Raw genomic sequence first — 26178 nt, 5'->3', positions numbered from 1 at the left:
AAATATTACTCGGTCCTAGCGAGGACCGGGTAATATTTGTATCACTATACCGTGGATACTTGGTAACCAATCAGTAACACTTTATGGAAATAATACATATTTTTTTATGGTTGAATCTTTTTCAAAGTTGATTCGTATGTTACTATATAAAAGTTATTTTACAAAAGAAAGGATTCTTCTATATGGCGTATGCTAAAAACCAAAACTTAAATAAGATTTTAAGACACTTTGCTTTTATGTGGGTATTGACAGTTGTCGGAATGTACATAGCAACTTTATTACCTCCAGCGATTGTCATGCCGCTATCTATTATTACTATTATACTTCTTATCATTGCCTGCTTTGTGAGAAGTATGAAGCTTGCTAATTCCATTATGTATACAATCCCCTTTTTAATGGGAATTTTACTATTTTGGACAACACAATTTTACATTGTGGAGCTAGGACAACAGCTTGTTTTACTTGTTTTCGTAGCAACCGTAGCTATTTTCATTGTGCTAGCACTGATTGGTATGATGATGAATAAAGACATTTCAAATTGGGGAAGCTATTTATTCACTGTCCTAATTGTCGTTATTGTATTTTCATTAGTCTTTATGTTTTTCCCTGTTAGCAACTTGGTCGGATTGATTATTGCGGGAATTACTGTACTACTTTTCAGTCTCTATACTGTTTATGACTTTAACCAAATCCGACATAATCACGTTTCAGATGCTGAAGTAGTAGGCATGGCTTTAAATCTATACTTAGATTTCATTAATTTATTTGTCAATCTTTTAGAAGTCATTTGGCGTTTTAAAAATGAATTTGATTAAATATCCTAATTGAGAATAAAAATCAATTAAATTGCAACACTACCCTTCTTCGCTGTATACTATAAGAGATGCAGAAGGTATTTACTGCAAAGGGAGGAAAACTTTTATGTTATCTGAAAAACTACACACAGCACTAAACGAACAAATGAATTTTGAATTTTACTCTGCACATGCTTATATGGCAATGGCGGCATACTGTACAGATCAAGATTACGATGGCTTTGCCAACTTCTTTTTAGTACAGGCTGAAGAAGAACGCTTCCATGCGATGAAATTTTATAATTTCCTAAGTGATATGGGCTACCGTGCAACAATCCATGGCTTCGACAGCCCTGATAATCATTTTGAGTCTATTTTACATGCCTTCAAAACTGGCCTTTCACACGAGAAAGAAGTGACTCGCCGTATTTATCATTTATCGGATATCGCTTTAGATGAACGCGAGCACGCGACAATGGCTTTCTTAAAATGGTTCATTGATGAGCAAGTAGAAGAAGAATCAACATTCGACACGTTAATTCGTAAAATAGAACGCATAGAAAATGATTCTAACGCTATCTTTATGCTAGACGCTGAATTAGCAACACGTTCATTTACACCAGATGCTGAAGCTTAAAATTTAATGTAAACAAAAAAGAATCTGTATGAGCAGATTCTTTTTTGTTTGACTATTTTAATGGAATATCAACTGTTTGAGTTCCATCTAAAAAGTTTTCATAATGTGAGAAATAGATGCGGACTGGATTGACAACTCCCTTTATGTCATATGTTTCTGTTTGTTCGATTTCATATTCATCAGGTCTATGATAACTTCCTGAATTACTATAAATAGTTTCGCCATCTGCATCTATTGCTGTACCAAGTAAACTGATATTTTTATTTTCATAAGAAGTTGGAACATTTAGTGTTACCATGTGCTTATTAACTTGAACATTTAAGCCTGGGAGAGGTGGTTTAGATAGCACTTTCTTTTGATTAAAATCTACCTCGATAAAATCCTGACCTTTTGGCAATGCTTTTACTTTACCAATGGATAAGGTCAACTTTTTGGGCTCCCTAAAATAATTACTTTGCATAAAGAATGTTTCTTCTTCATCTAGTAGATTACCTGTAGCTGTTAAGCCATTATTGATTGTCGTCCATTCCTCCCCTTTTTCATCCAATAGACGAATATCATCAAATCCTAAAATACGCTGATCATTATGTGGATTGAGAGCGATTGTTATACTTGTACGGAGCGGTGAAATAGAGACAGACTTAATGGTGATTTGCTGACCTTCAAAGCTCATTTTTTCATTCAATACATAGGTCTTCGTTTTCGCTATTGGCTTTTTAAGTGAGAATGGGATCGTAAACTCAGTTTGTTTTTCGTCTGCAAATTGGATATATAATTCAAAATTAGCATTGTCATAATTGATAGGATTTTTAAATGAAGCCACAAATTTATCTTCAATCAAAGTTGTTTCTTTTTCGCTATACCAGCTGTAACTTACTCCAGCGGGTAATACCTCACCATTTAAACGGAGCTCCATTTTCTTAGTTTTTACATCATGAACATCGAACGGCGCTGAAAATGTATAAGGCAAAATCATACCTGTTTCATCAGCAATAACTCCTTGAAGTGTAAATGATAAACCATTTTTCGTTTGTGACAGTCCTAGTTCCTCATAATAGTTATTATGGAGTATATCTTTGACCCCTTTATCATACGTAATCATCTCAACTAATGGAGCAAAGCCTGGGATTTTTGCGATAGCACTAGCAAAAGCTGGAGAAACACGGATGGACGTTACAAAAAATAACAGTAATGCACATGTAACAGCAATGCTTTTCCATGTACGTTGTCGATTACGCTTTTCTTTTCGAAAGCGTATGACACTTTTCCTACGTGACTCTTCTAATTGCTCATGTGGTATGTCTATTTTCGCTAGTTCCTTGACAAAAATATCATAGTCATGCTTTTCTACCTGTTTCATCTATAGCTCTCCCCTCTCCGTAAAATATAGTTTTAGTTTTTTCAATGCTGCATGTAACCTTGACTTCACAGTTCCTTCAGGAATATTTTGAAGCATAGCAATATCTCGATTTTTATAATCTTGAAAATATTTTAGAAAAATAAGCTCTTGCTGCTCTTTTGGTAGCTTTGTAATGATATCTGTCATTTCAAAGCGCTCGTGATTGGGGGCATTATCGCTGATTTCTATGTCTTCCTGTAAATCAAGACGTCTTCTTCTTTCACGCATATCATGACAAATATTGAGTAAAATTCGGACAAGCCACGTACTAAAATAACCTGGTTCTTTTACGGTATGTATCTTTTTTAGGCTTCGATATGTAGCTTCTTGTACCGCTTCAATGGCATCATGTTCATTTTTTAAATAAGTAAATGCCATACGGTACATCGTCTGTTCATATTGTTGTATTAGATGTAAAAAAGCATCTTCGTCCCCAGCTATCGCACGCTTCACCAATGCTTGTTCATCCATCACATTCACTCCCTTCTACTTATTAGACAGTCGAGCTGACATTTTCGTTCGATTTATTTTCAACAATTTAATCAATTGTAACAAATTTCATTTTCATCATAATTTTACATTCTGTATCCAAAACCACTTCATAGAAATATTGAAAAATTCTTCTAAATGATTGTTGCTGTTAAAACCTACAAAATGTGTAGAATCAACTCTGTTTTTATGTTTCGTAAATCGAATATTTAACTAAAGCACCCCGTTAGCCACACATGTAGCGCAAAAATTAGCACTTCACCACAGAAAATGAAAGATGATTAAGTTGTTTCATGGGAGTTGAACAAGATGAACACAACCTTTTTGCTATTTTACCTAAATTTATCCTTCTCAATTTCTATGGTGTAGACTTCATATATCGTGGTGTAGTACCTATAGGATTCTGACTTGAGAAAGGCAGATGCTCATTGTTCGTTACCCAGCCACCAAAACGAAATGTGAATTCCACTCGTGCGTCTGTATTCTGTGTATCAATATCTCGTATATAGTCTTTCAACCTATTATCTAGGTAATTCGGTGTGATGAAATCTGCATAGGGTATAGACTTTAACTCATTAAAAGGCAACAAATAGGCTTCGATAAGGGTATTGAGCTCATCAGATTCGACAGGTGCTAGTAGCTCATAGTCATATTCAATATGAATTACCGTTGTATATTTTTGTCCATTCTGTTTATGAACAATTTCAATCGGGTATTGGTATCTTGCTTCAGTTCCAATGACACCCGCTGAAAACACATCACGATAGAGCTCTTTGTTTATAGTAGGCTCAGGTGGCACAGTTTTTCTATCCCTCATATTCTTTGGGTAAATAATAAATTTGTCTGTTGCAAAGTTGCCTCTTGATGCACCATTTATAATGGATTCTTTCATAAATGGTGCGTCTAAAGAGTTCAACGGCTTACTGGAAATAGCACATGCTGAACTGACAGCCATTCCACCTGTAGAAAGTAAAATTAATAGTGCCATCACAACGATTCCGGATTTCTTCTTACGCATATCCATAATGGAGAGTATTCTCTTTTTTAGAATTTGTATACTCCCTAGAAAATTTGTAGATAAAACACCTTCTCCTCTTTTTAATTTCTCAGCATGTAGTATCGTCTGACTATACGTTTTTCTAAGTTGGATGTCAGTATTTTTTACTACTTCTACATCACAAGCGTGTTCACAAAGGTTGTCCAGTTCTTTAGCGAATAGATAGAACAATGGATTGAACCAATGAATACTACTAATCAGCAATACAAAAGCTTTATACCATAAATCCTTTCGTTTAAAATGAACTAACTCATGCTTCAATATTATGTTTAGTTCTTCTTCTCGATAAGCATTATTAGGTAGCCAGATAGTATTTTTAGTAAATCCCACTAACATGGGGGAATAGATAAATCTACATTCTTTCAATGTGATTTCCTTAGTGATATTCATTTCACTTTTACCTTTTTCAAGCAAATGAAGGGTTTTCGGTTCAGTTATCGTTTGCCCCCATCTTTTCACCATGTACATAAAACGATAATGTCTTACAAGACAAACTGCCAAAAATACAACGATTCCTAAAATCCAAATTATCATCACCATCTGCCAAACAGAAAGTGCTGTCACTGTATCTACAGATGATGACACAAGCGTTATCTGACTACTGTTAGTTGGAACAGGTTCTTTAAATGGTACTTGCACCGATTCTGATAGATTGACAACTGGGGTCGATATATTGGTTGTAAATGGTAAAATAAAACCTGCAAGGATAGCGAGCCAGCCATAATAAAGCCATCTAGCACTGTATCGTTTTAAAAGGAAAGGTGTTACAGCTATAAAGAGTAGTCCAATAAAGGACATAACTACTGATTTAAAGAATAAACCTACCATGATACTGTGCATATTAATCCCTCTTTTCTTCCACCCATTTAATTAATGAAGCTAAATCTTCATTAGAAATAGGATCGGATTTATAGAGTGTACCCACTAAATTCATAAAGGAGTTTTTATGATAGAGCTTCATAAAATGCTCTGTTTCAAAACTTAGATAGGCATCTTTTTCTACTATAGGGTAATAAAATCTCTCCTTACCTTTTTTCTCACTGCGAAGAAATCCACGTTCAGTTAATCTTTGCATAAGGGATACTACGGTTTGGATTTTCCAACCTTTCTCATTTCCTATTTCTCTCATTATTATACCTGTAGTAATTGGAGGATTACTTTCCCAAACTATCTTCATAATCTCAAATTCTGCTTCAGGCAATTTTTTCATATTTACTCACCCCTTCCATTTAAGTCAATTGTCTTACTCGTATAATATATCTTTTTTGAAACAGCGTAAAATTTTGTTATAGATGGTGGATCTCACCTTTTCTTCTATTATATTTCTTAGAATTTATCAATTTATTAGATGATTTTTTAGAAACGCAAAAATAACCTCTAAAGGGCAAAACCCAAAGAGGTTAAATAAATTTGTTGTCTGTTTTTATTGAGTGTCTTCGTCACCTTTGTACTCCAAAATATCACCTGGCTGACAATCCAAAGTCTTACATATCGCTTCTAATGTTGAAAAACGAACCGCTTTTGCTTTCCCATTTTTCAGAATAGAAAGATTCGCCATAGTAATTCCAACCCTTTCCGAAAGCTCCGTTACGCTCATTTTTCGTTTTGCTAACATCACATCAATATTAACAATAATCGCCATACTTTCCACCTCAGACCGTCAAATCATTTTCTGATTTTATATTAATCGCTTCTTGTAAAAGCCGTTGGAGGATAGCAGCAAATACAGCGATAATCAACGAAGCAAAAATGATGATGAGTCCCATTATTCCAATAGGAGGGTCAACTTTCTTTGCTATAAAATGGAAGAGTGGCAAACCTAATACATACAAACCACTGATTATAATCGCACAGCACTTTATGTTCTTTAACGCCTTTACAGATAATTCCGAGAACGCTGTGTTCTCGTCAATGTACCGTAAAAGATTAAAAGCCTGATAGAGAGCAAAGTAAAAAGGCACAGCCGATCCATACATCACGATGAAAATGAGATATTTCATTAGGGAAATATTTGGATATAATTTTGATGCGAAATTCCCCATATGGGGTACTAAAAATATACATAAAGCAAGAACTGCAATTCCAGCCAGAAAAATAATTACCTTCAAGAAAGTTGTTGAACCTCGTTTAACATTCATATTAAGCACCTCACTTATTTAATAACATTATAAATTTACCACAAATTTTATCGTTTCGCGATAAATCCGTATTGTTTTTAATTATATTATTATTGTTATTTATATATCCTTTTAATTTTGACATTCATTAAAATATTCACAATAAAAAACTCGACCCATAACTAATGGATCGAGTTCATGGATATACACTTCAAACTTTTACCGTCTCTGCGGAATCGTCATTTCTTCCCACGAATAATCGGGTATAGTTGCAATCCATAAAGTATCACCCATGATATCCACATCCCAAACGATGAAATCCCTCGCATCAAACACTTTTTCAGATTTTCTTTCATCTTTCGTGTTGATGAAATAAATAGCTTCACCTCTATGTGTAGCTCCGAATAATTTCTCTCCTTTTTTAACGAATTTAACTACCTCTTCATCAACTTTAATTTTTCTCCAGTTTCCCTCTTGAAGATCTCGGATCCAAATTCCACTTTGTGTGGTAATAAATAGCCTATTATTAATCATTTTCATATCTAGAGGTTCATCATTTCTATTCGGCATAGTTATCTCGTTCCACTCATCATTTGTCTTTTGAAGAATCTTCCTTTCTTCTGTAAGTCCTACCAAATCACCATCATCCGATATTTGAACAACATAAAATAGTTTAGGTACTATAGCTTGTTCCCAACTCTTCCCTTGATTGGTCGTATAGTAAACCTTTCCATTTGATAGCACAGCTATATGGTTGTTGATTGAATAATCGATTTTCTCGATCGATTGGTCTAATGAAAGAATTTTCGTTCCTTTACTTTTTGATGTACTACCTGCCCATAATTCTTTTTCCGTAGCTACATATAATTGATCGTTTATATCAAACCACGCGTGTGTTACATAATTATTAGCTTGGAGTTCTGTCCATGTTTCTCCATTGTTATGGCTCCATTCAATAAAAGGTTGCTTGGTTGTACTAAATTGTGTTGGCTTTTTGTCTCCCCATACCACTAAATTGTTGTTTCCAGCGACAACCCCCGTAATCGCCATCCCTTTTTTTGTTAGGTTATCGATGCCAATGCGTTTGGATATTAATCCTCCACCGTATGGTAATTTATGAATGGCACTGACCACATCTCCGTTTTGGGCATTGAATAAAATTCGAGTAAAACGGTTATCTCGATCATTTCCAAACACTGTTAGAATAGGCATACCATCGATACTATCAAGTGTAAAATGATATCCTGTTGCCCAATCTTTTCCTTGTTTTAGTCCGAATTTATCCTTTGCCAGTTGGATAACATCAGAGCTATCGAACTTAATCTCATCATAGGGTATTGTTGGAACCTGAGATTGCTTGCTCGGTCTAAACACAGTAATTTTCTTTTCTGAGATACCGATTAGTACATAATCCTCTGTACCTGGAACCATAAAGATCATAAACCAATTAAAGCGTTTCCCTTTTTCTCCTCTCGAGCCTCCCATCTTTTCATCCACACTGTTTACACTTATAAGTGTTGCTTTTTCATTCCATTCTTTTGCTCTCTGTAATCCAATAGTAATCGCTTCTTTTAACGTAATTTCACCATCTGAAGCGATTCCTTCACTACCAATCAAATTTACAAAAACTAAAAAAACAATTAACAAACAGGAGATTTTTTTTAAGAAGCTCAAATTAACACCATCCCATAACTAAATAGGTATATTAATCATATGATCAATATGCCTATTTAGGATGGAGTAAATTCTTTGTTATATGCCCTCTTAGAACCGATATAACAAACAAAATACTCCATTTATCAGAGAATCCATCTTGCACTAACCTGCACCGTTAGTTGGAAAAAAATATATACTAATTACCTCTCTTTGTTGTATATTAATACTTAACTACAAATAAAAATACAATGAAAAGGGGTTGATGGTTTATGGGGTTTGTATTTGAATCTGAAAATTTAGGTGATTATTTACTTGAATTAGATGTGGTTGATTACTCTAATTCAATTATGAAAGAAAAAATTGAGGAACTATTTAACTCAACTCACACAGAAATTCAAAAAACAAAAATTGCTTTTGAATTTGTTCGTGATGAAATATCACATTCTTGGGATATTCAAGGGAAAAAAGTTACTTGTCTCGCATCGGATGTATTGAAGTATAAACAAGGTATTTGCTATGCAAAATCAAACCTTTTGGCAGCACTATTACGCTCGCAAGGAATTCCAACAGGTTTTTGTTATCAGCGTTTAATGTTGTTTGATACTCCAAAAAAAGGATATTCGATTCACGCTTTGAATGCTGTTTATGTAAAGTCCCATAATAAGTGGATACGATTAGATGCTCGCGGAAACAAAAAAGGTGTTAATGCTCAATTTTCATTAGATGAAGAAAAATTAGCTTTTTCAATTAACAAGGAACTTAACGAAGAGGATTATTCTATTATTTTTGCAAAACCAAACCATAAAACCATTGCTGTATTAAAAGAGCATACTGATGCATTGGAAATGTATAAACATTATTTGCCTGAAAGTATATAGTTATTTCACTAACAAGGACTTTGTTAAATTTTAGATTCGAGAAATATCCATATAATCTTTGTGAAAACAGCCTAAAAAAAGAGAAACGCCCGCAATCAACGTTTCTCGTTTCTTCTTTATAGTCGCTGAGGTTCTCGAACTTCTCCATCAAATGCAGCTCGATAAATAGTATAAATGTCTTTTCGTTCAAGCGGCATCGGACTACGTGCTAAGATTCTTGTTTGCTTTGTCGCATCATCAGTTAGTAGTTCCAGTGCTAATTCTGGTATATTAAATCCTTTTAATGTGGACGGAATATTAACATCTTGAACAAGTTGCTTTAATGCATCTACACATTTATAGGAAGCCTCTTCTTGCGATAAATACGTAGATGAAATACCCATGGCATCTAAAATATCTTTCATACGTTTTTCGCAACTTTGACGAATATAGCCCATTACATATGGTAATAGCACTGCGTTGGAATCTCCATGAGCAATATGGAACTGGCCACCAAGAGGATAAGCTAAAGCATGTACTCCTGCAACACCAGCATTAAAAAAGGCTAAGCCTGCCAAATAACTACCATAACTCATATCCGAACGAGCCTGCTTATTCTGACCGTCATGCACTGCAGTTCGAATAGAGCCACTAATTAATTTAATGGCTTGTAATGCAAGTGCATCCGTTACTTCATTGGCATTTACAGAAACATAAGCCTCTATTGCATGTGTTAAAGCATCTACGCCTGTAGCGGCGGTCACTTTTGGTGGTAAGGAAATCGTTAACGCAGGATCTACAATGGAGATATCTGCTAATAAGTAATCATGTGTAACAACATCCTTAGTTGTTTCAAGTGATAGTACGGATATATTTGTCACTTCTGAACCTGTTCCAGATGTAGTTGGAATTAAAATCTTAGGTAACCCTTTATTTTCAAGATTTTTTGTTCCCGTTAAGTTTAAGTACTCTGCCACTTTTCCATCATGTGTTGCTAAAACAGCGGCAAGCTTCGCTAAGTCTAATGCACTTCCTCCCCCTAGACCAATGACTAAATCAAACTGATGCTTTCTTGTAAAATCAACTAGTTTTTCACCAATTGCGAGCGGTGGCTCAGGAGCAATATCGGTATAAATAGTTGTAGAGTACCCATTGTCTAGTAAAGGCTTTTCAATACTATCTGTTAAACCTAACTCTTTTAAAAATGGATCCGTGATAATTAAAATATTTTTCACCTTTAATTTTTCTACTTCTACTAATAACTGATTCAAACAACCCCAGCCTGTATAACTTGCTGGAGTAAAAGTTAATTTATGCATAATTGTTATGCTCCTATCTATTCATAATAACCTTCTGTCGATTTTCTAAATGACTTAAATTGGACGGAATCATGGCCAAACCAAACTTGTGAATTTGTTTCATTTGCTAATCTTCTAATTCGTTCAACCGTAGAATTATAGCCAACAGAATCATATAGTATTCCAGGTGGCTTGACAGGTGGCCCAAAGCTTTCAGCAGTATAAATGGCATCTGAAGCTAAAATAATTCCACCCGTTTCTGGCATATTAATATGCAAACCTAGCATCCCCCAAGCATGACCGCTACCAAAATTCAAAACTTGGATTCCTTCTGCAAGCTTCACATTATCCTCACCACGCTTAATTAAGCGCCATTGTAAGTTGTTCTTTATCCACATATCAATGTCACTCCAAATATATGCACCTTCTTTTACATTTCTCGCATACGTTTGTAAAGTTCCATTGAATTCATCTTCCTGCACAATTATTGTTGCATTCGTAAAAAGTTCTAAACAGCCTGCATGATCTAAGTGTAAATGTGAAGCAACAACATATTTAATATCTTCTGTACGCACATTTAACTCTTCTAAACGATGATGTAAATAGCATTCTTCTGGCATATTAATTGGGAATGCTTTTTGAGTAAATTCACCCCAGCGTCCTTCAGGTCCCATTGAGTTTGGGTTACAAGCTGTATCAAACAATATTTTTCCTTCTGGATGATCAATTAATACTGTATAAACTGGAAATTCAACAAACTCATTTGGCTCGTTTGGATGATCAATCGTTGCAGGGTTATGCATGGCAATCATATAGTTTTTATCCATTCGCATTGTTCCATTATCTATAACATACAATTTCGGGTGCTGTTTGATTATGTTCATTTACAACCATCTCCATTTCCGAATCATTTATGCCTCGACATAATTGTACCTGTCGCTTTGCTTTCGCTACATAAAACATTTGTAGCTGTCGCTTTGCTTTCGCTACATAAAACATTTGCTGAAAGAAGTTAATTGTTATTCCAAATCACTAGCTTCATTTCTGTCATTTCTTCAACTGCATATTTGATTCCTTCTCGACCGGTTCCGCTTTCTTTAATGCCGCCATATGGCATATGGTCAACACGGTATGTCGGAACGTCATTTATAATGACACCCCCTACTTGTAATTTCTTTGAAGCTTTAAAGGCCATCTCGATTGAAGGTGTAAATATTCCTGCCTGTAAGCCATAATTTGAATCATTGACAGCATCAATGGCTTCTTCTATTGAAGAAACAGTATTGACAATTACAACAGGTGCAAATATTTCCTCACATGATACACGGCTACGAGAGGATACGTTAAATAATACTGTTGGAAGTAAAATATTATTTTCAATACGCCCACCCGTCACTACTTCAGCACCTTCTGCTACCGCTTCTTCTATCCATGTGACAGCACGCTGTTGCTCTGTTTCTGAAATCATCATCGCTACATCTGTTGTTGCATCTAGTGGGTCACCTATTGTTAGTTGTTCTATTTTTGCTTTTAGTTTTTCTAAAAATATATCCATTATATTTTCTTTTACATATATACGCTGTAGGGAGATGCAAACTTGGCCTTGATTTGAAAAAGCCCCCATAACAATTCGGTCCATGATTTTATCAAGTTGAATTCCTTCATCAACAATAACACCAGCATTCGAACCAAGTTCTAATGTGACTTTCTTTAAGCCAGCGCGGTTACGAAGAGAAATACCTACAGCAGGGCTCCCAGTAAATGTAATCATTTTTACTTTTGGATGTGCTAAAAATGCATCCCCTACTAATTTTCCCTGCCCAGTTACTAAGTTAAATGCACCTGCTGGTAAATTTGTTTGTGCCAATAAATTTGCTAGAAAATGAGCAGATAAAGCTGTTTGTGTTGCAGGTTTTAAAACAATCGTATTTCCGGCTGCTAATGCTGGTCCAACTTTATGGGCTACTAAGTTTTGTGGAAAATTAAAAGGTGTAATAGCCGCAATAACGCCTAATGGTTCGCGCATTGTATAGGCAAATCGTCCTTCCCCATTTTTAGAAGCATCCATTGGAATCATTTCACCAGATAGCCGTTTCGCTTCTTCTGCTGCAAATTTGTAAGTTTCAATCGTTCGATCAATTTCAGCATACGCATACTTCAAAGGCTTTGCTGACTCTAATGAGATAATATTAGCTGCCTCATCTCTATTTACTGCAAATAGTTCCGATAATTGTTCTAAAATTTCTGCTCTTTGGAATGCTGTTAATGCTGCCATTTCAGACTCTGCTGAATGAGCACTTTCAATCGCACGCTGTACATCGTCTTCAGTTGCCATAGCAAATTGAGCAATGACCTCTTTTGAGTAGGGGGCTTGAACCTCCATAAATTCATCTGTCATTTGCCATTGTCCATTAATAAATAAGCTCTTTTTCAAGACCTGACTCACTCCTCTTTCAGAATGGTTACGTATTCATTTCTGAAAATAAAAAAATGAATACGTAACCATTTTAGGTTTTAAAAAATAAACTGATAACCTCAGTTTATTTTTTACAAGTTGTATTTCTCGGGAAAAGTTTAACAGATTCTGTTTGTTGGATGCAAGCACTTTTTTTCTCCATTACCTCAAATAATTTTTCAATAGCAATAAATCCAAGGTTTTTTTCGGATTCTAAACCTACTGTTGTTAAAGCAATTGAATGGTGCTTACTGAGCTCAACATTATCAATGCCAATAACATTAAAATCTTTAGGAACATGAAAGCCCCTCTCTAAGCAAAGGTTTAAAATTTCAATAGCAATTGCATCTGTTGCGGCACAAATAGCGGTAGGTCTCGTAGAAAGCTTAAGTATTTCTTCAAATATTCGTTCAATATCGTCTTTTTTAGTATTTGTAAAAAATGCTGGCACTGTATTTATATCTATACCGCTGTCCTTTAATGCATCTTTAAAGCCTTTGTGCCTTCCATAAAAAGTACTTATTTCATGTGGACCGCCAATCCAGCATATGTCACGATGACCTAAAGATAAAATATGATTCGTCGCTATATAACCAGCTTCCACATTATCAATTTCTACAAAATACCTGTTTTCTTGATGCTTGCGATTATACATGATAAAAGGTATGCCTCGTTTTTCAAGCTTAAAAAACAAGTCATCTTCATATAACATAGACGATAAAATAATCGCATCAGCCTTGGTTTCCAAGACAGAATTATAAATAGAATCTAAATTATCTTCCGTACCAAAATAAACATTTACTTTATAGCCCTGAGCATTAACATAATTGACGATTGCAGTTGTTGTATCAACAAAGAAAGGATTATGTAAAGGCCCCGATATCAATGTAATAATGCCTGTTTTTTTCTGGACTAGCGATCTTGCAATATCATTTGGAATATAGTTTAATTCCTCAATTGCTTGCATCACTTTTTCAACAGTCTTCGGCTTTACAAGTTCAGGAGTATTTAACACCCTTGAAACCGTTGTTTGAGAGACACCCGCATACTTTGCCACATCTTTTGAAGATACCAAAAAACCACCCACTTCATCTTTGTAAGCCTATTTTATATCATTACAGATATATTGTTAATAGATAACCGCGAATGCAAGTACTTTCAATTATTAGGAATTATTTTTATTTTTTCGCTCATAAGGCTTAGCTGCTTCGCTAGCTTTAAAATTATAAACAGGTGTAATCACTTTTAATATATCTGCTGTTTCCTCAAGAACTGATGTAATTTCTGACATTGGCTTATATGCCATTGGGGCTTCATCTAATGTTTCTTCGTTTACGGATGTTGTCCAAATACCTTGCATCATTTCTTTAAAATCTTCCATCCTTAGTGCTTCTTTTGCAGCACGGCGAGAATACATCCGCCCTGCCCCATGTGGTGCTGAGTAATTCCAATCTGCATTCCCTTTCCCCATACAAATGAGTGAGCCATCTCGCATATTCATAGGAATAACGAGCTTCTCCCCTTTATTTGCTCGAACGGCTCCTTTTCTTAATGTCATTGTTTCTGTATCAATATAGTTATGGATTGTATCGAACGTTTCGTTAAAATGCCAGTTCATATGCTTGGAGATTGTTTCGGCAATTGTCCAACGATTCATCCGAGCATATTGCTGAGCAATTTTCATATCGTGAATATAATCATGGAAAAACTCACCCTCTAAATAGGCTAAATCTTTTGGTACAATAGGATTTTGCTCTTTAAAAGCTTTAATCATCGCTTGAATTTCTTTTTCGCGTCCCTGATTTTTCAGCACGGCAATTTTTTCTTTTAAATCTTCTTGTTGTAATGTTTCATAAGCTCTTTTTTGATGCCAATTCGCTACCTTAGCTCCGACATAACGCGACCCAGTATGGATAAGTAAGTAATGTGTGCCTGCTTCGTCTTTTGCAAGCTCGATAAAATGATTGCCTCCCCCAAGTGTACCAAGGGATAAATTCGTATAGTCATCTTTTAAGCCACTCGCTACAAACTGTCTCCCCTCAAATTCAACAAAATGACGTGCAGAAGATACTTCCTGATGGATATTCTGTCCGCTTGGTATATGTGCTCGAATTGTAGCATCAAGTTTCGAAAAATCGATATCCGTCTCATTTATCTCAGCTACAAATACACCACAACCAACATCAATGCCTACAAGATTAGGCACTACACGAGTTTGAAGTTGAATCGTTGTGCCAATAACACAACCCTTCCCTGCGTGATAATCTGGCATAATCCGTATTTTTGTTCCTTCCATAAAGGCTTGATTTGCCAATTCTTTAATTTGATTGATAGCTGATTGTAAGGCTGTATTTGAATAAATTTTCGCTTCAGTAAAACGACCTTTAACTTCTATCATTTTAATCCCTCCTACTATCTATACGAAAATCGTCTTATTTAGTTTCAATTTTTGCCAATTAATCCTAATTTATAGAAAACTAAAAAATACATAAAAAAATGTTCTAAAATTATTAATTAATTTTAGAACATTTTCCTTTTTTATTCCTCATATTGAATATCTAATTTTTTCGGTATTTCTGGTATATCGTTTGATTTCACATCTACTTCTGCTAAAGCTAACATATGTAATGGATATGTTTTCTGAACATCGAAAGGAATCGCAGTGCTCTCCATTTTATTGTTCATTTGACTACGTGCAAGTAGACCATTATTCGTCAGGTCAATGCTGATGATACTGTTAATCGTTTCTTTTAGCATTGCAATATCTTTTTCTTTTAGCGGCATTTGTTCGTCCATTAAAAATGCTTGAATATTATCTTTAATATATCCCTGCGCTTCAATCAAACAAGAAAATTCATTTAATTTATTCGCGTATAACTTTAATTGGCGCTTTTCTTTTGAACGTTGGTGATTTAGCTCTTGCACTTTTTGCTCAATACGTACCAAACGTTTTTCCGTTAACTCCATAAGATGACTTTGAATGGAATAAATGGACTGAAGCATCATTGCCTCCGCTTCTTGCACTTTTTCATATTGTGCAATACAAGCAACTTGCTGCTCATTTAACTTGCTGACACGTTCCTTGAAAAATCCATTTTGTGTATGCTGACCAAAGATAGCCTTCATAAGACCTTTTCCGTGAATTTTTTTATGCTGAGCGTCCAATCGATCATATTCACGTATATAATCGCTATGCATATTACGATATTCACGTAACATTTGTTGATAAAAAACAGCCTTTTCTGTAAAGCTTTCCACAATTTCATCTTGTAAATAATCATTTTGTGAAATGGTTTGTAAAAGTTGGTATAATGTTTGAACATTTTTAAATACATTGGCAACCTGCTCATATTCTTGCTCATATTCAGTCACAATCGCTAAATCACGTTGATAGCGTGAAAATTCGTATTGTGTATCGCCTGCATATTTTTCAATGTTCTCAACCGCAGATTGGAATGGATCTCTTTGTGGAATAACAGTTAATTCGAAGCGGAATCGTTCAAGCCATTGCAAGAAGCGAATTAAAATGCCATACGTTTTCTTATCACTATTTTCTGCAACTCGATGAATTTCTGAAATTAATTGCTCATACTGACTTTTCTCCCAAAGCTCATCACTATTAGTCTGTTTAGCTTCAATCGCTTCTCTTGCGGAGATAGCAACAAAATCACTTATTAAATGTCCAATTTGTTCTCTCTCAGCATTAATAAACGCCTGCGTATTTTCATTTGAATCTATGGCATTGATGACACAAAGAGGCTCAACACCTTTGTTTTTTAAAGTTTCCATCAATAATATTTCAGGATAAATAGCCATCGAACCTGAGCGTAATACCCAAAAGATTTCGTCAACACGGTTCATCAATGCTTCTGGGAAGTAAGCCATTTCTCCTCCCCCAGCTTCCAATGACACAGAATCAATAATTGTTACTGATTTTAATAAATCGTTTTTCAAATATACTTCTAAGTAATCTAAATGTTCTCGTAGTATTTGAGATGCAAAAGTATCGCTAGTTGTCAATAATTCTAGCTTGCTCATATCGAATATTGCTACGACACCATCTAAAAAATACGCTTTTATTTCTTCATGTTCACCGTATCGCAAAAATGTATTTACCCCTGTTGGATGCTGATCACTAACAGGCAAAACTTGACGTCCTAAAAGTCCATTTACAAGAGTTGTTTTTCCAACACGCTCTTTCCCAACAATAAGAATCATCGTTTCGTTATTAGCATCTTGAATGATACGATTTAAATGTTTAGCTGTATCTTTTACATATGTATTTTGTACAATAATGCCATGTAATTGTCGCAAATGATCAACAAGCTGTGGCAAAATATTATTCGCTGAGGCTGTATATTCGATTGGCACATTATCAATATTTGTCATCCTCAAAACCTCTTTTCTATGTATCTAAAGTTATTATAAATGAAAATATTCACTTATTAATACATAGTACTAAGAAACAACTGCAAAAAAGGACAATATACTTAAATTCAACTGTCACAAATAGGTAAAAAATCTTATACTTTTGAAGGAGCTATCTCAAATATTATTACTCATTCAGACTAAAAGAAATAATAATTATTATTATAAATTCGTAAGAGTATTAGTTTTTTCTTCATTCTTCAATTCCAGCCATACGTGAGTATACTGCTCCAAGTGTTGGCATTCCACCTTGAGCACCGAATTTCTCCACCGATAATGATGCTGCAATATTGGCAAAATACACTGCCTGATCCAATGATTGCCCTTCTACTAAAGCAAAAGCGAGTGCACCGTTAAACGTATCACCTGCACCTGTTGTATCTACCGCTTTCGTCAAATAGCCAGGAACATGAATAGGATATTCACCATCAAAATAGCGTGCGCCATTACTACCTAGCGTAATAATCATTTTATTAGGATACTTTTCTAATACTTGCTCAACATCATCTCCAAAAATTTCGGCACACTCCGTTTCATTTGGTGTGATATAGGTAATATCCTCCATCCATTGCACATCAAAATTAGCCGCTGGTGCTGGATTTAATAAAACAGGTACATTCGCTTCTTTACATAGTTTTATTGCATATTCGGTCGTTTCCGTAGGGATTTCTAGCTGCATAATTACCATCTGACTTTTTTGAATGATTTCTTTCGCTGCCTCTATATGCGCAGGCATTAGTTCATAATTTGCCCCAGGCACTACTATAATACGGTTATCATTATTGTAGATTAAAATATTAGCAATCCCAGTAGGTGCCGATACACTTGTAATAGTTTCAGTTTGAACATGCTCTTGCTGTAAAACAGTGCGCAATGTTTCCCCAAAACTATCGGAGCCTACACGGCCTATCATTGTCACTTCACTTCCAAGACGTGCCGCTGCAATTGCCTGATTAGCCCCTTTTCCTCCTGGAATCGTTTGAAAATCTTTACCGAGGATCGTTTCGCCTTGCTTTGGAAAAACCCCCATTTGTACAACTAAATCCATATTTATGCTACCTATAACTGTAATCATCTTTTGACCTACCTTCCATCTTATTTTTCCATTTTAACTGAGAAAACAATAGAAGGATAGGTCATTTACATTTGAAAAATATGGGGTCATTTTCAATTAAGTTTTCCCAATAAACCTTTCCTTGCCTCTAACTCAATTTTTCTATCACAATCTTCACAGGAAAATTTTCCGTTCATATTTTCTTTATATAGTTTATATTTCCTTGTCCCTTCTACAACTTCAAATATTTTCTTACAAAAAATACAATGAACTTTATAGCTAATCATGATACTTCCTCCTTTAACCCGATGTAGTTTTTCGGGGAATATAGCACAAAATATAATGAGATCGACAATAAAATACTTATAATACCGAAAATAATTGCAGTCATTTGAAGCGTAAATAATTCTGCAAACAAACCTAATAGTAAAGTAAAGGTGATTTGTAAAACATTTTGGAAAATAATAGAAATACTACCAAATATCCCCATCATTTCAGGTGGTACATTTTGCTGATAAAACGTTTCATAACCAGTATTACTAAATGCCATAAAAAAGCCTAAAAAAACGAAACTTACTAATGTCAGAATACTCGATGTCGAGGCATAAAAAGCTGTATAAAACAGCATTGTCAGGAACAAGCCAAAAGCCATATATGACCGAGTGGACCATTTTTTGGCGAAGCTTGCAGCAACCATTCCACCTAAAATTGCTCCAGCTCCTGCGCTACTCACAAAGGCTCCATATAAGCTATCGGATAAAGCCAAATCTTGTTTTATAAATGTTGTTTCTTGAGAATCAAGCGCAAAAGCAATCATTAATGTACTTTGAAACAGTAAATAAATCATTATAAATAATGAATTTTGTCGAATGAAAACTATTACAGCTAAATAATCACTTTTTAATATTTGCCAAGTAATACGTTGCAGTGAAGTTTCCTTCACATCATCTACATCAGGTAATAAGTAAATGATCAAAGCACAAACAAAAAATGTAAAACTGTTAAACCAAATCGTAATTGTTGTATTAAAAAGCATGATGAGGAGTCCTGCAAGTGCTGGACCTACTAAAAACGAACCTGAATTGAACGTGCCAAGTATTGCGTTGAATCGTTGTCTATCTTCTGAAGGAACAAACTTTGTAATATAATATGTACTACTAGGCCCAAAGAAACTACTCGCTATATTCGCTAAAAATAACAGCATATAAATGAGCCAAATAGATTCCATAAACGGCATACAAAAAACGATGAAACCTCTTATAATATCAGTTGCAATCATCAACTTGCGTTTATTCATACGATCAATGAAAGACCCAGCTACCAAACTTGTTAATACTCTTGCTATTGGTCCGACAATAAAGATTCCAGCCATCGCTGCAGGCGATTGTGTTAAATGCCATATTAATAAATTTAGCGCAACAAGGTAAATCCAGTTCCCTAAATTAGAAAAACCTAAGCCCCCAATTAATAAGCTGTATTTTCGAAGGATTTTCATTCTAGTTCCCTCCTTATTTTCGCTTTTCATAAAAGCTTTTTTTGATAAATAACTATCCATCACCATTGTGTGGCGTTGATTTCCTTTCCGACCGGGCGCTTTCCTAGAGGCGTTTAGTCAGAACAGAAATCAACTTATATACATGTCATAGCTTTTAACAAATGTCATGCTTAACTTACAGCAACAAGCTGGATACATTCCATTTATTAACTATACCTCTATTTATATATTATCAAAATATTACATCAATTAGTTATGCTTTTTTTACAAAAAATAAACATTATAATAACTAAAGCTGTATTTTTATTATGTAAAATGGTAAGGACTAGTCATTTGCCAATATTCTTCACTACCTGAGCAGTTTTGGCCCTTACCTGATCACTTCTTTCTCTACTCGAGCAGTTTCTGCCCTCACCCGATCACTTCTTCTCGCTACCTAGCATTCTCCCTTCACTCAAAGCACCCCCTTCTTTAAGCAACAAAAACTGAAGACAACAAATCTGTCTTCAGTCAAAAGGTAAACCCTCCATCTATTAAAATACAATACGTTCTGCTTCGTAAGCAGCAATTTGTTCTTCGTATTTGAAGGTTAGCGAAATTTCATCCCAACCATTCAGCAATGTTTCCTTATAGTAAGAATCGATGCTAAATTTATAAATTGCACCATCTTCACCCGTTACTGTTTGTGCTTCTAGATTGACTTCCATTTTGTACGGATTTTCTAAGCCTTTCGCTAGAACTTCATCACACTCTGCTGCAGTTAGTTTGATTGGTAAAATCCCATTTTTAAAGCAGTTACTATGGAAAATATCTGCGAATGATGGTGCAATTACTACATTGAAGCCATAATCTAAGATTGCCCACGGTGCATGTTCACGAGATGAACCACAGCCGAAGTTATCTTGAGCTACTAAAATTTTAGAGTCTTTAAATTCAGGTTTGTTTAATACAAAATCCTTAATTTCAATGCCCTCTGCATCAAAGCGCCAATGGTAAAATAAATACTGACCAAAACCTGTACGCTCAATACGCTTTAAAAACTCTTTTGAAATAATTTGGTCAGTATCGACATTTTTACGATCGAGTGGTGTTATTACACTATTTACGATATTAATTGGTTCCATTTGCAATCATCCCTTCCGTGTAAATGGCATTTACACAGTTTCCTTTACGAATTCACGAACATCTACAAAGTGACCAGCAATTGCTGCAGCTGCTGCCATTGGTGGTGATACTAAGTGTGTACGAGAACCAGCTCCTTGGCGTCCTTCAAAGTTACGATTTGATGTTGATGCACAGCGTTCACCCGCTGGTACTACATCATCATTCATCGCTAGACACATTGAGCAACCTGTCTCACGCCATTCAAAGCCAGCGTCTGTAAAGATTTTATCTAATCCTTCTGCTTCTGCTTGTTTTTTCGTCGAATATGAGCCTGGCACAACGATTGCTGTTACTTTTTCATGTACCTTACGCCCTTCGATGACATTTGCAGCTGCACGTAAATCACTGATCCGTGAGTTTGTGCAAGAACCGATAAATACGTGTTGGATATCGATTGAAGTTAATGGCTGACCTTCCTCTAAGCCCATATAGTCAAGTGCTTTACGAAGAGCAGCTTTATCTGACTCATCCTCATAATCCGCCTGTGTCGGAACATTATTTGAAACACCTGAACCCATTGACGGATTCGTTCCCCAAGTGATGATTGGCTCAATTTCTTCCGCTTGGATAATTCGAACTGTATCATATGTTGCATCTTCATCGGATGCTAAGCTTAACCAATAATTTGCTGCTTCCTCAAACTTTTCTCCTTGTGGTGCATGTTTGCGTCCACGGATATAGTCAACAGTCGTTTGATCAGGAGAAATTAACCCTGCCTTTGCACCTGCTTCGATTGACATATTACAAATTGTCATCCGTTCTTCCATAGAAAGCTTGTGGATAGCCTCTCCAGTGAATTCCACAATATGTCCTGTACCGACACCGATACCGAATTTCGAAATAATCGCTAAAATAATATCTTTAGCAGCTACACCTACAGGAAGCTCACCTTCTACACGAATTTCCATTGTTTTCGGCTTATTTTGCCATAATGTCTGTGTTGACAATACATGCTCTACCTCAGATGTACCAATCCCGAAGGCAATCGCTCCGAACGCACCATGTGTAGACGTATGGGAGTCACCACAAACAATCGTTTTACCAGGCTGCGTTAAACCTAGCTCTGGTCCAATTACGTGAACAATCCCTTGATCTGGATGCCCCATCCCTGCAAGCTCAACGCCAAATTCTTCAGCATTTTTAGCTAACGTTTCGATTTGGTTACGCGCAATCGGATCATGAATCGTTGGTAGATTTTTTGTAGGCACGTTATGATCCATTGTCGCAAAGCTTAAATCCGGGCGACGCACTTGACGTCCGTTCATTCGTAGACCTTCAAAGGCTTGGGGAGAAGTTACTTCATGAATTAAATGGAGATCAATATATAACAGGTCCGGTTTGCCCTCTTCCTGATAAACTACATGTTTATCCCAAATCTTTTCAATTATATTTTTGCCCATTATCTTCACCTATTTCTTAAATGTATGTTGTCATAATGCTTTCTGAAACAAAACTTGTATCAATCTCGTTAATGACTTTATCTGTCCATTCATTCGTCGATAGTATACGACTGCCGTCACGTGCAAGATCTGCTGTGAAATAGCCATCATCAAATACTGCACTTACAGCACGTTCGATTTCTGCAGCCTCTTCTTTTAAGCCAAATGAATATTGTAGCATCATGGCAACTGAAAGAATGGTTGCGGCTGGATTTGCTACACCTTGGCCTGCAATTTCTGGCGCTGAGCCATGTACTGGTTCATATAGACCAAAATTATCTCCGCGAATGGAAGCAGATGGTAGTACACCTAAAGAACCTGTAATTACAGATGCTTCATCACTTAAAATATCTCCAAACATATTTTCAGTAACTACTACATCATAATAACTAGGATTTGTAATTAATTTCATAGCAACTGAGTCTACTAAATTGTGCTCCACTTGCACATCTGGATACTCTTTTTTCTTCGCTTCTACAACTTCGCGCCATAAACGACTTGTTTCAAGTACATTCGCTTTATCAACAGAGCATAATTTGCCTCCACGTAAACGTGCTAATTCAAAGGCATTTTCAACGATACGTTCAACTTCAGCAGTTGAGTAAACAGTTGTATCAATCGCGCCATTTTCAGTACGCATACGTGGTTCCCCGAAGTATACGCCGCCTGTTAATTCACGTACAATCATTAAATCGACGTTTTCGGCTACTTCACGCTTTAATGGCGAAGCATCTAGTAAACTCGGGAACGCCTTTACTGGACGTAGGTTTGCGAATAAATCAAAGTGTTTGCGAATACGTAGTAATCCTTTTTCTGGACGTAATTCAGGTGGATTATTATCCCATTTCGGGCCACCAACGGCACCAAGTATAACTGCATCACTATTTTCACACATCTCAATTGTTTCATCTGGTAGTGGATTATTGTGTTGGTCGATGGCAGCGCCTCCGATTGTTGCATAACCTAAATGGAATGTATGGTTGAATCGCTTACCAATCACCTGTAATACACGTACAGCAGAAGCAACAACCTCTGGCCCAATTCCGTCACCAGGAAGTACTGTAATTTTTTTCTCCATCGTCAAAACACCTTTCTTTGTATAGCGTTGAACTACGCTATTTTAGTAAGACTCTCACCTATTTTAATAGGTGAGGTCATCAATAATACGACTACACGTAATTGGCATCATTGCGTTTGGGATGTGAATGATGCTGAACCGATTCACTTCCATTAAAATTTGCGGTATCCACAAAAGCTTGATGATTGATTAACTTACAGGTTGTGTACGAAGGCTTGCTTGTATTAAATGACGGTTGATCGCATTTAAATAAGCTTTTGCCGATGCTTCTAAAACATCCTGTGATGAGTTTCGTCCGGTTGTTGAAATACCATCATATCGAATATTAATCACAGCTTCTCCTAATGCATCTCGTCCCTTACCAACTGACTTAACTCGATAATCAACCACATGAATATCTCCTTGAACAAGTTGCTCAAGCGTATTGAAAATAGCTTCCACCGAGCCTGAACCTGTTGCTACAACTGTCTTTTCCAAACCGTCTGGTGTTAAAACAATCGCTGTTGCTGTTGGTATATTTTCTGTACCATATTGCACCTGTACCATCTTTAATTCGTAGAGTGGAACATCTTCTATTTGAACTTGTTGCTCAGTAAGAAGCGTTAGTAAATCTTCTTCCGTAATTTCTTTTTTACGATCAGCAAGTTTTTTAAATTCAGTAAATGCTTTATTTAGTTTTTCATCCGAAAGGTTGAAGCCCATTGTTTCTGCTCGGTCACGGAATGCTGCGCGACCTGAGTGTTTACCTAGAACGAGTGGTACCTCCCCTTCACCAATAAGAGCAGGTGAAATGATCTCGTACGTTTCAGGATTTTTCAACACACCATCTTGGTGAATACCAGATTCATGTGCAAATGCATTTTTACCAACAATCGCTTTATTCGGTTGAATAACTACATTCGTAAGCTTACTGACTAATTGAGATGTACGCTTAATTTCTTGTAAATGAATACCTGTTTCTACAGGGTAGATATCTTTTCGAATATGAAGGGCAACTGCAATTTCTTCAAGCGCTACATTACCAGCGCGCTCTCCGATACCGTTAATCGTCCCCTCAACTTGTGAGGCACCATTTTCAATGGCTGCAATCGTGTTAGCGGTTGCCATACCTAAATCATCATGACAATGTGCAGAGAATTTTACCTTATCAGCACCTTTTACATTTTCAAGTAGGTATTTAAATAATGCACCATATTCTTGTGGTGATGCATAACCTACTGTGTCAGGTACATTTATGGTTGTTGCACCTGCCGCAACAACATCATTCATAATACGTACTAAAAATTCACGATCTGAGCGAAATGCATCTTCAGCAGACCATTGTACAAGCGGAAAGAATTTTTTCGCATATTTTACGGCTTCGACCGCTTGTTCTACCACTTGATCGGGTGATTTTTTTAGCTTGTATTCCATATGAATTGGAGAAGTTGCTAGGAAAATATGAATGTGTGGTTGTTCAGCCACTTTAATGGCTTCCCACGTTGTGTCGATATCTTTTTGTACACAGCGAGCTAAGCCTGTTACGATCGAGTTTTTCACTGTTCCTGCAATACGATTTACCGCTTCAAAGTCACCGGGTGACGAAGCAGGAAAACCTGCTTCAATAATTGTCACTCCAAGGCGCTCTAGTTGCTTGGCGATTTCAATCTTCTCTGCTGTGTTTAGATTAATACCAGCAGATTGCTCGCCGTCGCGAAGTGTTGTATCGAAAATATCAATTTTTCGCACTTGCAGCCACTTCTCTTACAACCTTTTCTTTACCTTCATTGATGAATGGCATCATAGCACGTAATTTAGCACCAACTTCTTCGATTTGGTGGTTTGCACCAGCTTCTTTGAATTTTGTATATTCTGGACGACCGTTTTCATTTTCTTGAATCCAACGGCGAGCGAATGTACCATCTTGGATATCTGTTAATACATCTTTCATACGAGCTTTAACTGAGTCATCGATAATGCGCGGTCCTGCAACATAGTCACCCCACTCTGCTGTATCTGATACTGAGTAACGCATTGTTGCCATACCACCCTCAAACATAAGGTCAACAATTAATTTTAGTTCGTGCAGTGTTTCAAAGTATGCTAGCTCTGGTTGGTAGCCTGCTTCTACTAATGTTTCAAATCCTGCTCTAACTAATTGTGTAGCACCGCCACAAAGTACAGCTTGCTCACCGAATAAATCAGTTTCAGTTTCTTCTTTGAATGTTGTTTCAAGTAAACCGCCACGAGCTGCACCGATTCCTTTACCGTATGCAAGAGCTAAATCTTTTGCTTGACCAGTTGCATCTTGATGAATCGCGAATAAGCCTGGTACACCAGCACCTTCTTGGAATTGACGACGAACTAAGTGTCCTGGACCTTTTGGAGCAACTAAGAATACGTCCACATCTGCTGGTGGCGTAATTTGACCGAAATGAATGTTAAAGCCGTGTGCAAACATTAATGCTTTACCCGCTTCAAGATGTGGAGCAATTTCAGCCTCATATACAGCTTTTTGGCGCTCATCTGGAAGTAAAATTTGGATAACATCTGCTTCTTGCGCTGCTTCAGCAACAGTTTTCACATCTATTCCATCCGCTTTTGCTGCATCAAATGATCCGCCTGGACGAACTCCTACTACTACATCGAATCCTGATTCTTTAAGGTTTAATGCATGTGCATGACCTTGTGAACCATAACCGATGATTGCGATTTTTTTCCCTTTTAAAACTTCCTCGTTGATGTTTTGTTCATAGTACATAGTAGCCATTGTTTGTTTCCT

26 protein-coding genes are annotated in these 26178 nt (G+C 36.2%); 4 read left to right on the top strand and 22 right to left on the bottom strand.

Going from position 1 to position 26178, the window contains the following annotated elements; translation table 11 throughout:
• Positions 1–182: 182 nt before the first annotated feature.
• Both ACYQ73_RS26165 and ACYQ73_RS26160 read left to right on the top strand, forming a co-directional pair.
• The gene (locus ACYQ73_RS26165; protein WP_460015134.1) at positions 183–815 is read left to right on the top strand and encodes a Bax inhibitor-1/YccA family protein; all 633 of its coding nucleotides are present in this window, start codon (positions 183–185) and stop codon (positions 813–815) included.
• Between the two features lie 106 nt (positions 816–921).
• Complete coding sequence (locus ACYQ73_RS26160) at positions 922–1431, top strand: ferritin (protein WP_100543800.1); 510 nt, start codon at positions 922–924, stop codon at positions 1429–1431.
• Positions 1432–1483: 52 nt separating this feature from the next.
• On the opposite strand, the gene ACYQ73_RS26155 is transcribed toward ACYQ73_RS26160, so the two are convergent.
• The 7 genes from ACYQ73_RS26155 to ACYQ73_RS26125 all read right to left on the bottom strand — a co-directional run bounded on the left by ACYQ73_RS26155 (position 1484) and on the right by ACYQ73_RS26125 (position 8140).
• The gene (locus tag ACYQ73_RS26155; RefSeq protein ID WP_460015133.1) at positions 1484–2791 is read right to left on the bottom strand and encodes a DUF4179 domain-containing protein; all 1308 of its coding nucleotides are present in this window, start codon (positions 2789–2791) and stop codon (positions 1484–1486) included.
• On the bottom strand, positions 2792–3301 hold the full coding sequence (locus ACYQ73_RS26150) for a sigma-70 family RNA polymerase sigma factor (RefSeq protein WP_460015132.1): 510 nt from the start codon (positions 3299–3301) through the stop codon (positions 2792–2794).
• Between the two features lie 376 nt (positions 3302–3677).
• Positions 3678–5216: a M56 family metallopeptidase gene (locus ACYQ73_RS26145; protein WP_460015131.1), complete on the bottom strand. Its 1539-nt coding sequence runs from the start codon at positions 5214–5216 to the stop codon at positions 3678–3680.
• 1 nt (position 5217) lies between these two features.
• Positions 5218–5586 (bottom strand): BlaI/MecI/CopY family transcriptional regulator, encoded by a 369-nt coding sequence (locus ACYQ73_RS26140; RefSeq protein WP_460015130.1) that lies wholly within the window; start codon positions 5584–5586, stop codon positions 5218–5220.
• Between the two features lie 213 nt (positions 5587–5799).
• Positions 5800–6018 carry a helix-turn-helix domain-containing protein gene (locus ACYQ73_RS26135; protein WP_460015129.1) on the bottom strand — a complete coding sequence of 73 codons (219 nt, stop codon included), beginning with the start codon at positions 6016–6018 and terminating at the stop codon, positions 5800–5802.
• A gap of 10 nt (positions 6019–6028) precedes the next feature.
• The gene (locus tag ACYQ73_RS26130; protein ID WP_460015128.1) at positions 6029–6514 is read right to left on the bottom strand and encodes a DUF2975 domain-containing protein; all 486 of its coding nucleotides are present in this window, start codon (positions 6512–6514) and stop codon (positions 6029–6031) included.
• A gap of 198 nt (positions 6515–6712) precedes the next feature.
• The gene (locus ACYQ73_RS26125; RefSeq protein ID WP_460015127.1) at positions 6713–8140 is read right to left on the bottom strand and encodes a beta propeller repeat protein; all 1428 of its coding nucleotides are present in this window, start codon (positions 8138–8140) and stop codon (positions 6713–6715) included.
• 278 nt (positions 8141–8418) lie between these two features.
• On the opposite strand from ACYQ73_RS26125, the gene ACYQ73_RS26120 reads away from it, so the two are divergent.
• A complete protein-coding gene (locus ACYQ73_RS26120; RefSeq protein WP_460015126.1) occupies positions 8419–9027 on the top strand; it encodes a transglutaminase-like domain-containing protein in 609 nt (202 codons plus the stop codon).
• Positions 9028–9143: 116 nt separating this feature from the next.
• On the opposite strand, the gene ACYQ73_RS26115 is transcribed toward ACYQ73_RS26120, so the two are convergent.
• The 13 genes from ACYQ73_RS26115 to leuB all read right to left on the bottom strand — a co-directional run bounded on the left by ACYQ73_RS26115 (position 9144) and on the right by leuB (position 23417).
• Complete coding sequence (locus tag ACYQ73_RS26115) at positions 9144–10325, bottom strand: iron-containing alcohol dehydrogenase (protein ID WP_460015125.1); 1182 nt, start codon at positions 10323–10325, stop codon at positions 9144–9146.
• A 17-nt stretch (positions 10326–10342) separates the two neighbouring features.
• Entirely contained in the window at positions 10343–11188 is an 846-nt protein-coding gene (gene ahlS / locus ACYQ73_RS26110) for an AhlS family quorum-quenching N-acyl homoserine lactonase (RefSeq protein ID WP_460015124.1), read from the bottom strand.
• Positions 11145–11303, bottom strand: a complete 159-nt coding sequence (locus tag ACYQ73_RS26105) for a hypothetical protein (protein WP_460015123.1) — start codon at positions 11301–11303, stop codon at positions 11145–11147. Before ACYQ73_RS26105 ends, ahlS begins: the two co-directional genes overlap by 44 nt.
• 13 nt (positions 11304–11316) lie before the next feature.
• A complete protein-coding gene (locus ACYQ73_RS26100) occupies positions 11317–12738 on the bottom strand; it encodes an aldehyde dehydrogenase family protein (RefSeq protein ID WP_460015122.1) in 1422 nt (473 codons plus the stop codon).
• A 106-nt stretch (positions 12739–12844) separates the two neighbouring features.
• Positions 12845–13816 carry a LacI family DNA-binding transcriptional regulator gene (locus ACYQ73_RS26095; RefSeq protein ID WP_460015121.1) on the bottom strand — a complete coding sequence of 324 codons (972 nt, stop codon included), beginning with the start codon at positions 13814–13816 and terminating at the stop codon, positions 12845–12847.
• A 108-nt stretch (positions 13817–13924) separates the two neighbouring features.
• Complete coding sequence (locus ACYQ73_RS26090; RefSeq protein ID WP_460015120.1) at positions 13925–15157, bottom strand: RtcB family protein; 1233 nt, start codon at positions 15155–15157, stop codon at positions 13925–13927.
• Between the two features lie 140 nt (positions 15158–15297).
• A complete protein-coding gene (locus ACYQ73_RS26085) occupies positions 15298–17148 on the bottom strand; it encodes a dynamin family protein (RefSeq protein WP_460015119.1) in 1851 nt (616 codons plus the stop codon).
• A gap of 232 nt (positions 17149–17380) precedes the next feature.
• Positions 17381–18262: a ribokinase gene (gene rbsK, locus ACYQ73_RS26080; protein WP_460015118.1), complete on the bottom strand. Its 882-nt coding sequence runs from the start codon at positions 18260–18262 to the stop codon at positions 17381–17383.
• A 92-nt stretch (positions 18263–18354) separates the two neighbouring features.
• Positions 18355–18528, bottom strand: coding sequence for a hypothetical protein (locus ACYQ73_RS26075; RefSeq protein WP_427505557.1), 174 nt, complete (start codon positions 18526–18528; stop codon positions 18355–18357).
• Positions 18525–19736, bottom strand: a complete 1212-nt coding sequence (locus tag ACYQ73_RS26070; protein ID WP_460015117.1) for an MFS transporter — start codon at positions 19734–19736, stop codon at positions 18525–18527. The genes ACYQ73_RS26075 and ACYQ73_RS26070 overlap by 4 nt, the downstream gene beginning before the upstream one ends.
• Before the next feature lie 533 nt (positions 19737–20269).
• The gene (gene leuD / locus ACYQ73_RS26065; protein ID WP_460015116.1) at positions 20270–20860 is read right to left on the bottom strand and encodes a 3-isopropylmalate dehydratase small subunit; all 591 of its coding nucleotides are present in this window, start codon (positions 20858–20860) and stop codon (positions 20270–20272) included.
• Positions 20861–20890: 30 nt separating this feature from the next.
• On the bottom strand, positions 20891–22300 hold the full coding sequence (leuC, locus tag ACYQ73_RS26060; RefSeq protein ID WP_460015115.1) for a 3-isopropylmalate dehydratase large subunit: 1410 nt from the start codon (positions 22298–22300) through the stop codon (positions 20891–20893).
• A gap of 16 nt (positions 22301–22316) precedes the next feature.
• The gene (gene leuB / locus ACYQ73_RS26055) at positions 22317–23417 is read right to left on the bottom strand and encodes a 3-isopropylmalate dehydrogenase (RefSeq protein ID WP_460015114.1); all 1101 of its coding nucleotides are present in this window, start codon (positions 23415–23417) and stop codon (positions 22317–22319) included.
• Positions 23418–23444: 27 nt separating this feature from the next.
• Here leuB and ACYQ73_RS26050 point away from each other — a divergent pair, with 27 nt between their 5' ends.
• The gene (locus ACYQ73_RS26050; RefSeq protein WP_460015113.1) at positions 23445–23573 is read left to right on the top strand and encodes a hypothetical protein; all 129 of its coding nucleotides are present in this window, start codon (positions 23445–23447) and stop codon (positions 23571–23573) included.
• A gap of 33 nt (positions 23574–23606) precedes the next feature.
• On the opposite strand, the gene ACYQ73_RS26045 is transcribed toward ACYQ73_RS26050, so the two are convergent.
• Together ACYQ73_RS26045 and ilvC are read right to left on the bottom strand one after the other, a co-directional pair.
• Entirely contained in the window at positions 23607–25145 is a 1539-nt protein-coding gene (locus tag ACYQ73_RS26045; protein WP_460015112.1) for a 2-isopropylmalate synthase, read from the bottom strand.
• Positions 25132–26166 (bottom strand): ketol-acid reductoisomerase, encoded by a 1035-nt coding sequence (ilvC, locus tag ACYQ73_RS26040; protein ID WP_100543809.1) that lies wholly within the window; start codon positions 26164–26166, stop codon positions 25132–25134. Before ilvC ends, ACYQ73_RS26045 begins: the two co-directional genes overlap by 14 nt.
• Positions 26167–26178 lie beyond the last annotated feature (12 nt).

The organism is Lysinibacillus sp. CTST325 (genome assembly GCF_054665055.1).
Note: the sequence above shows the minus strand (reverse complement) of the source record. Positions and strands in the feature narration are given on the sequence as shown.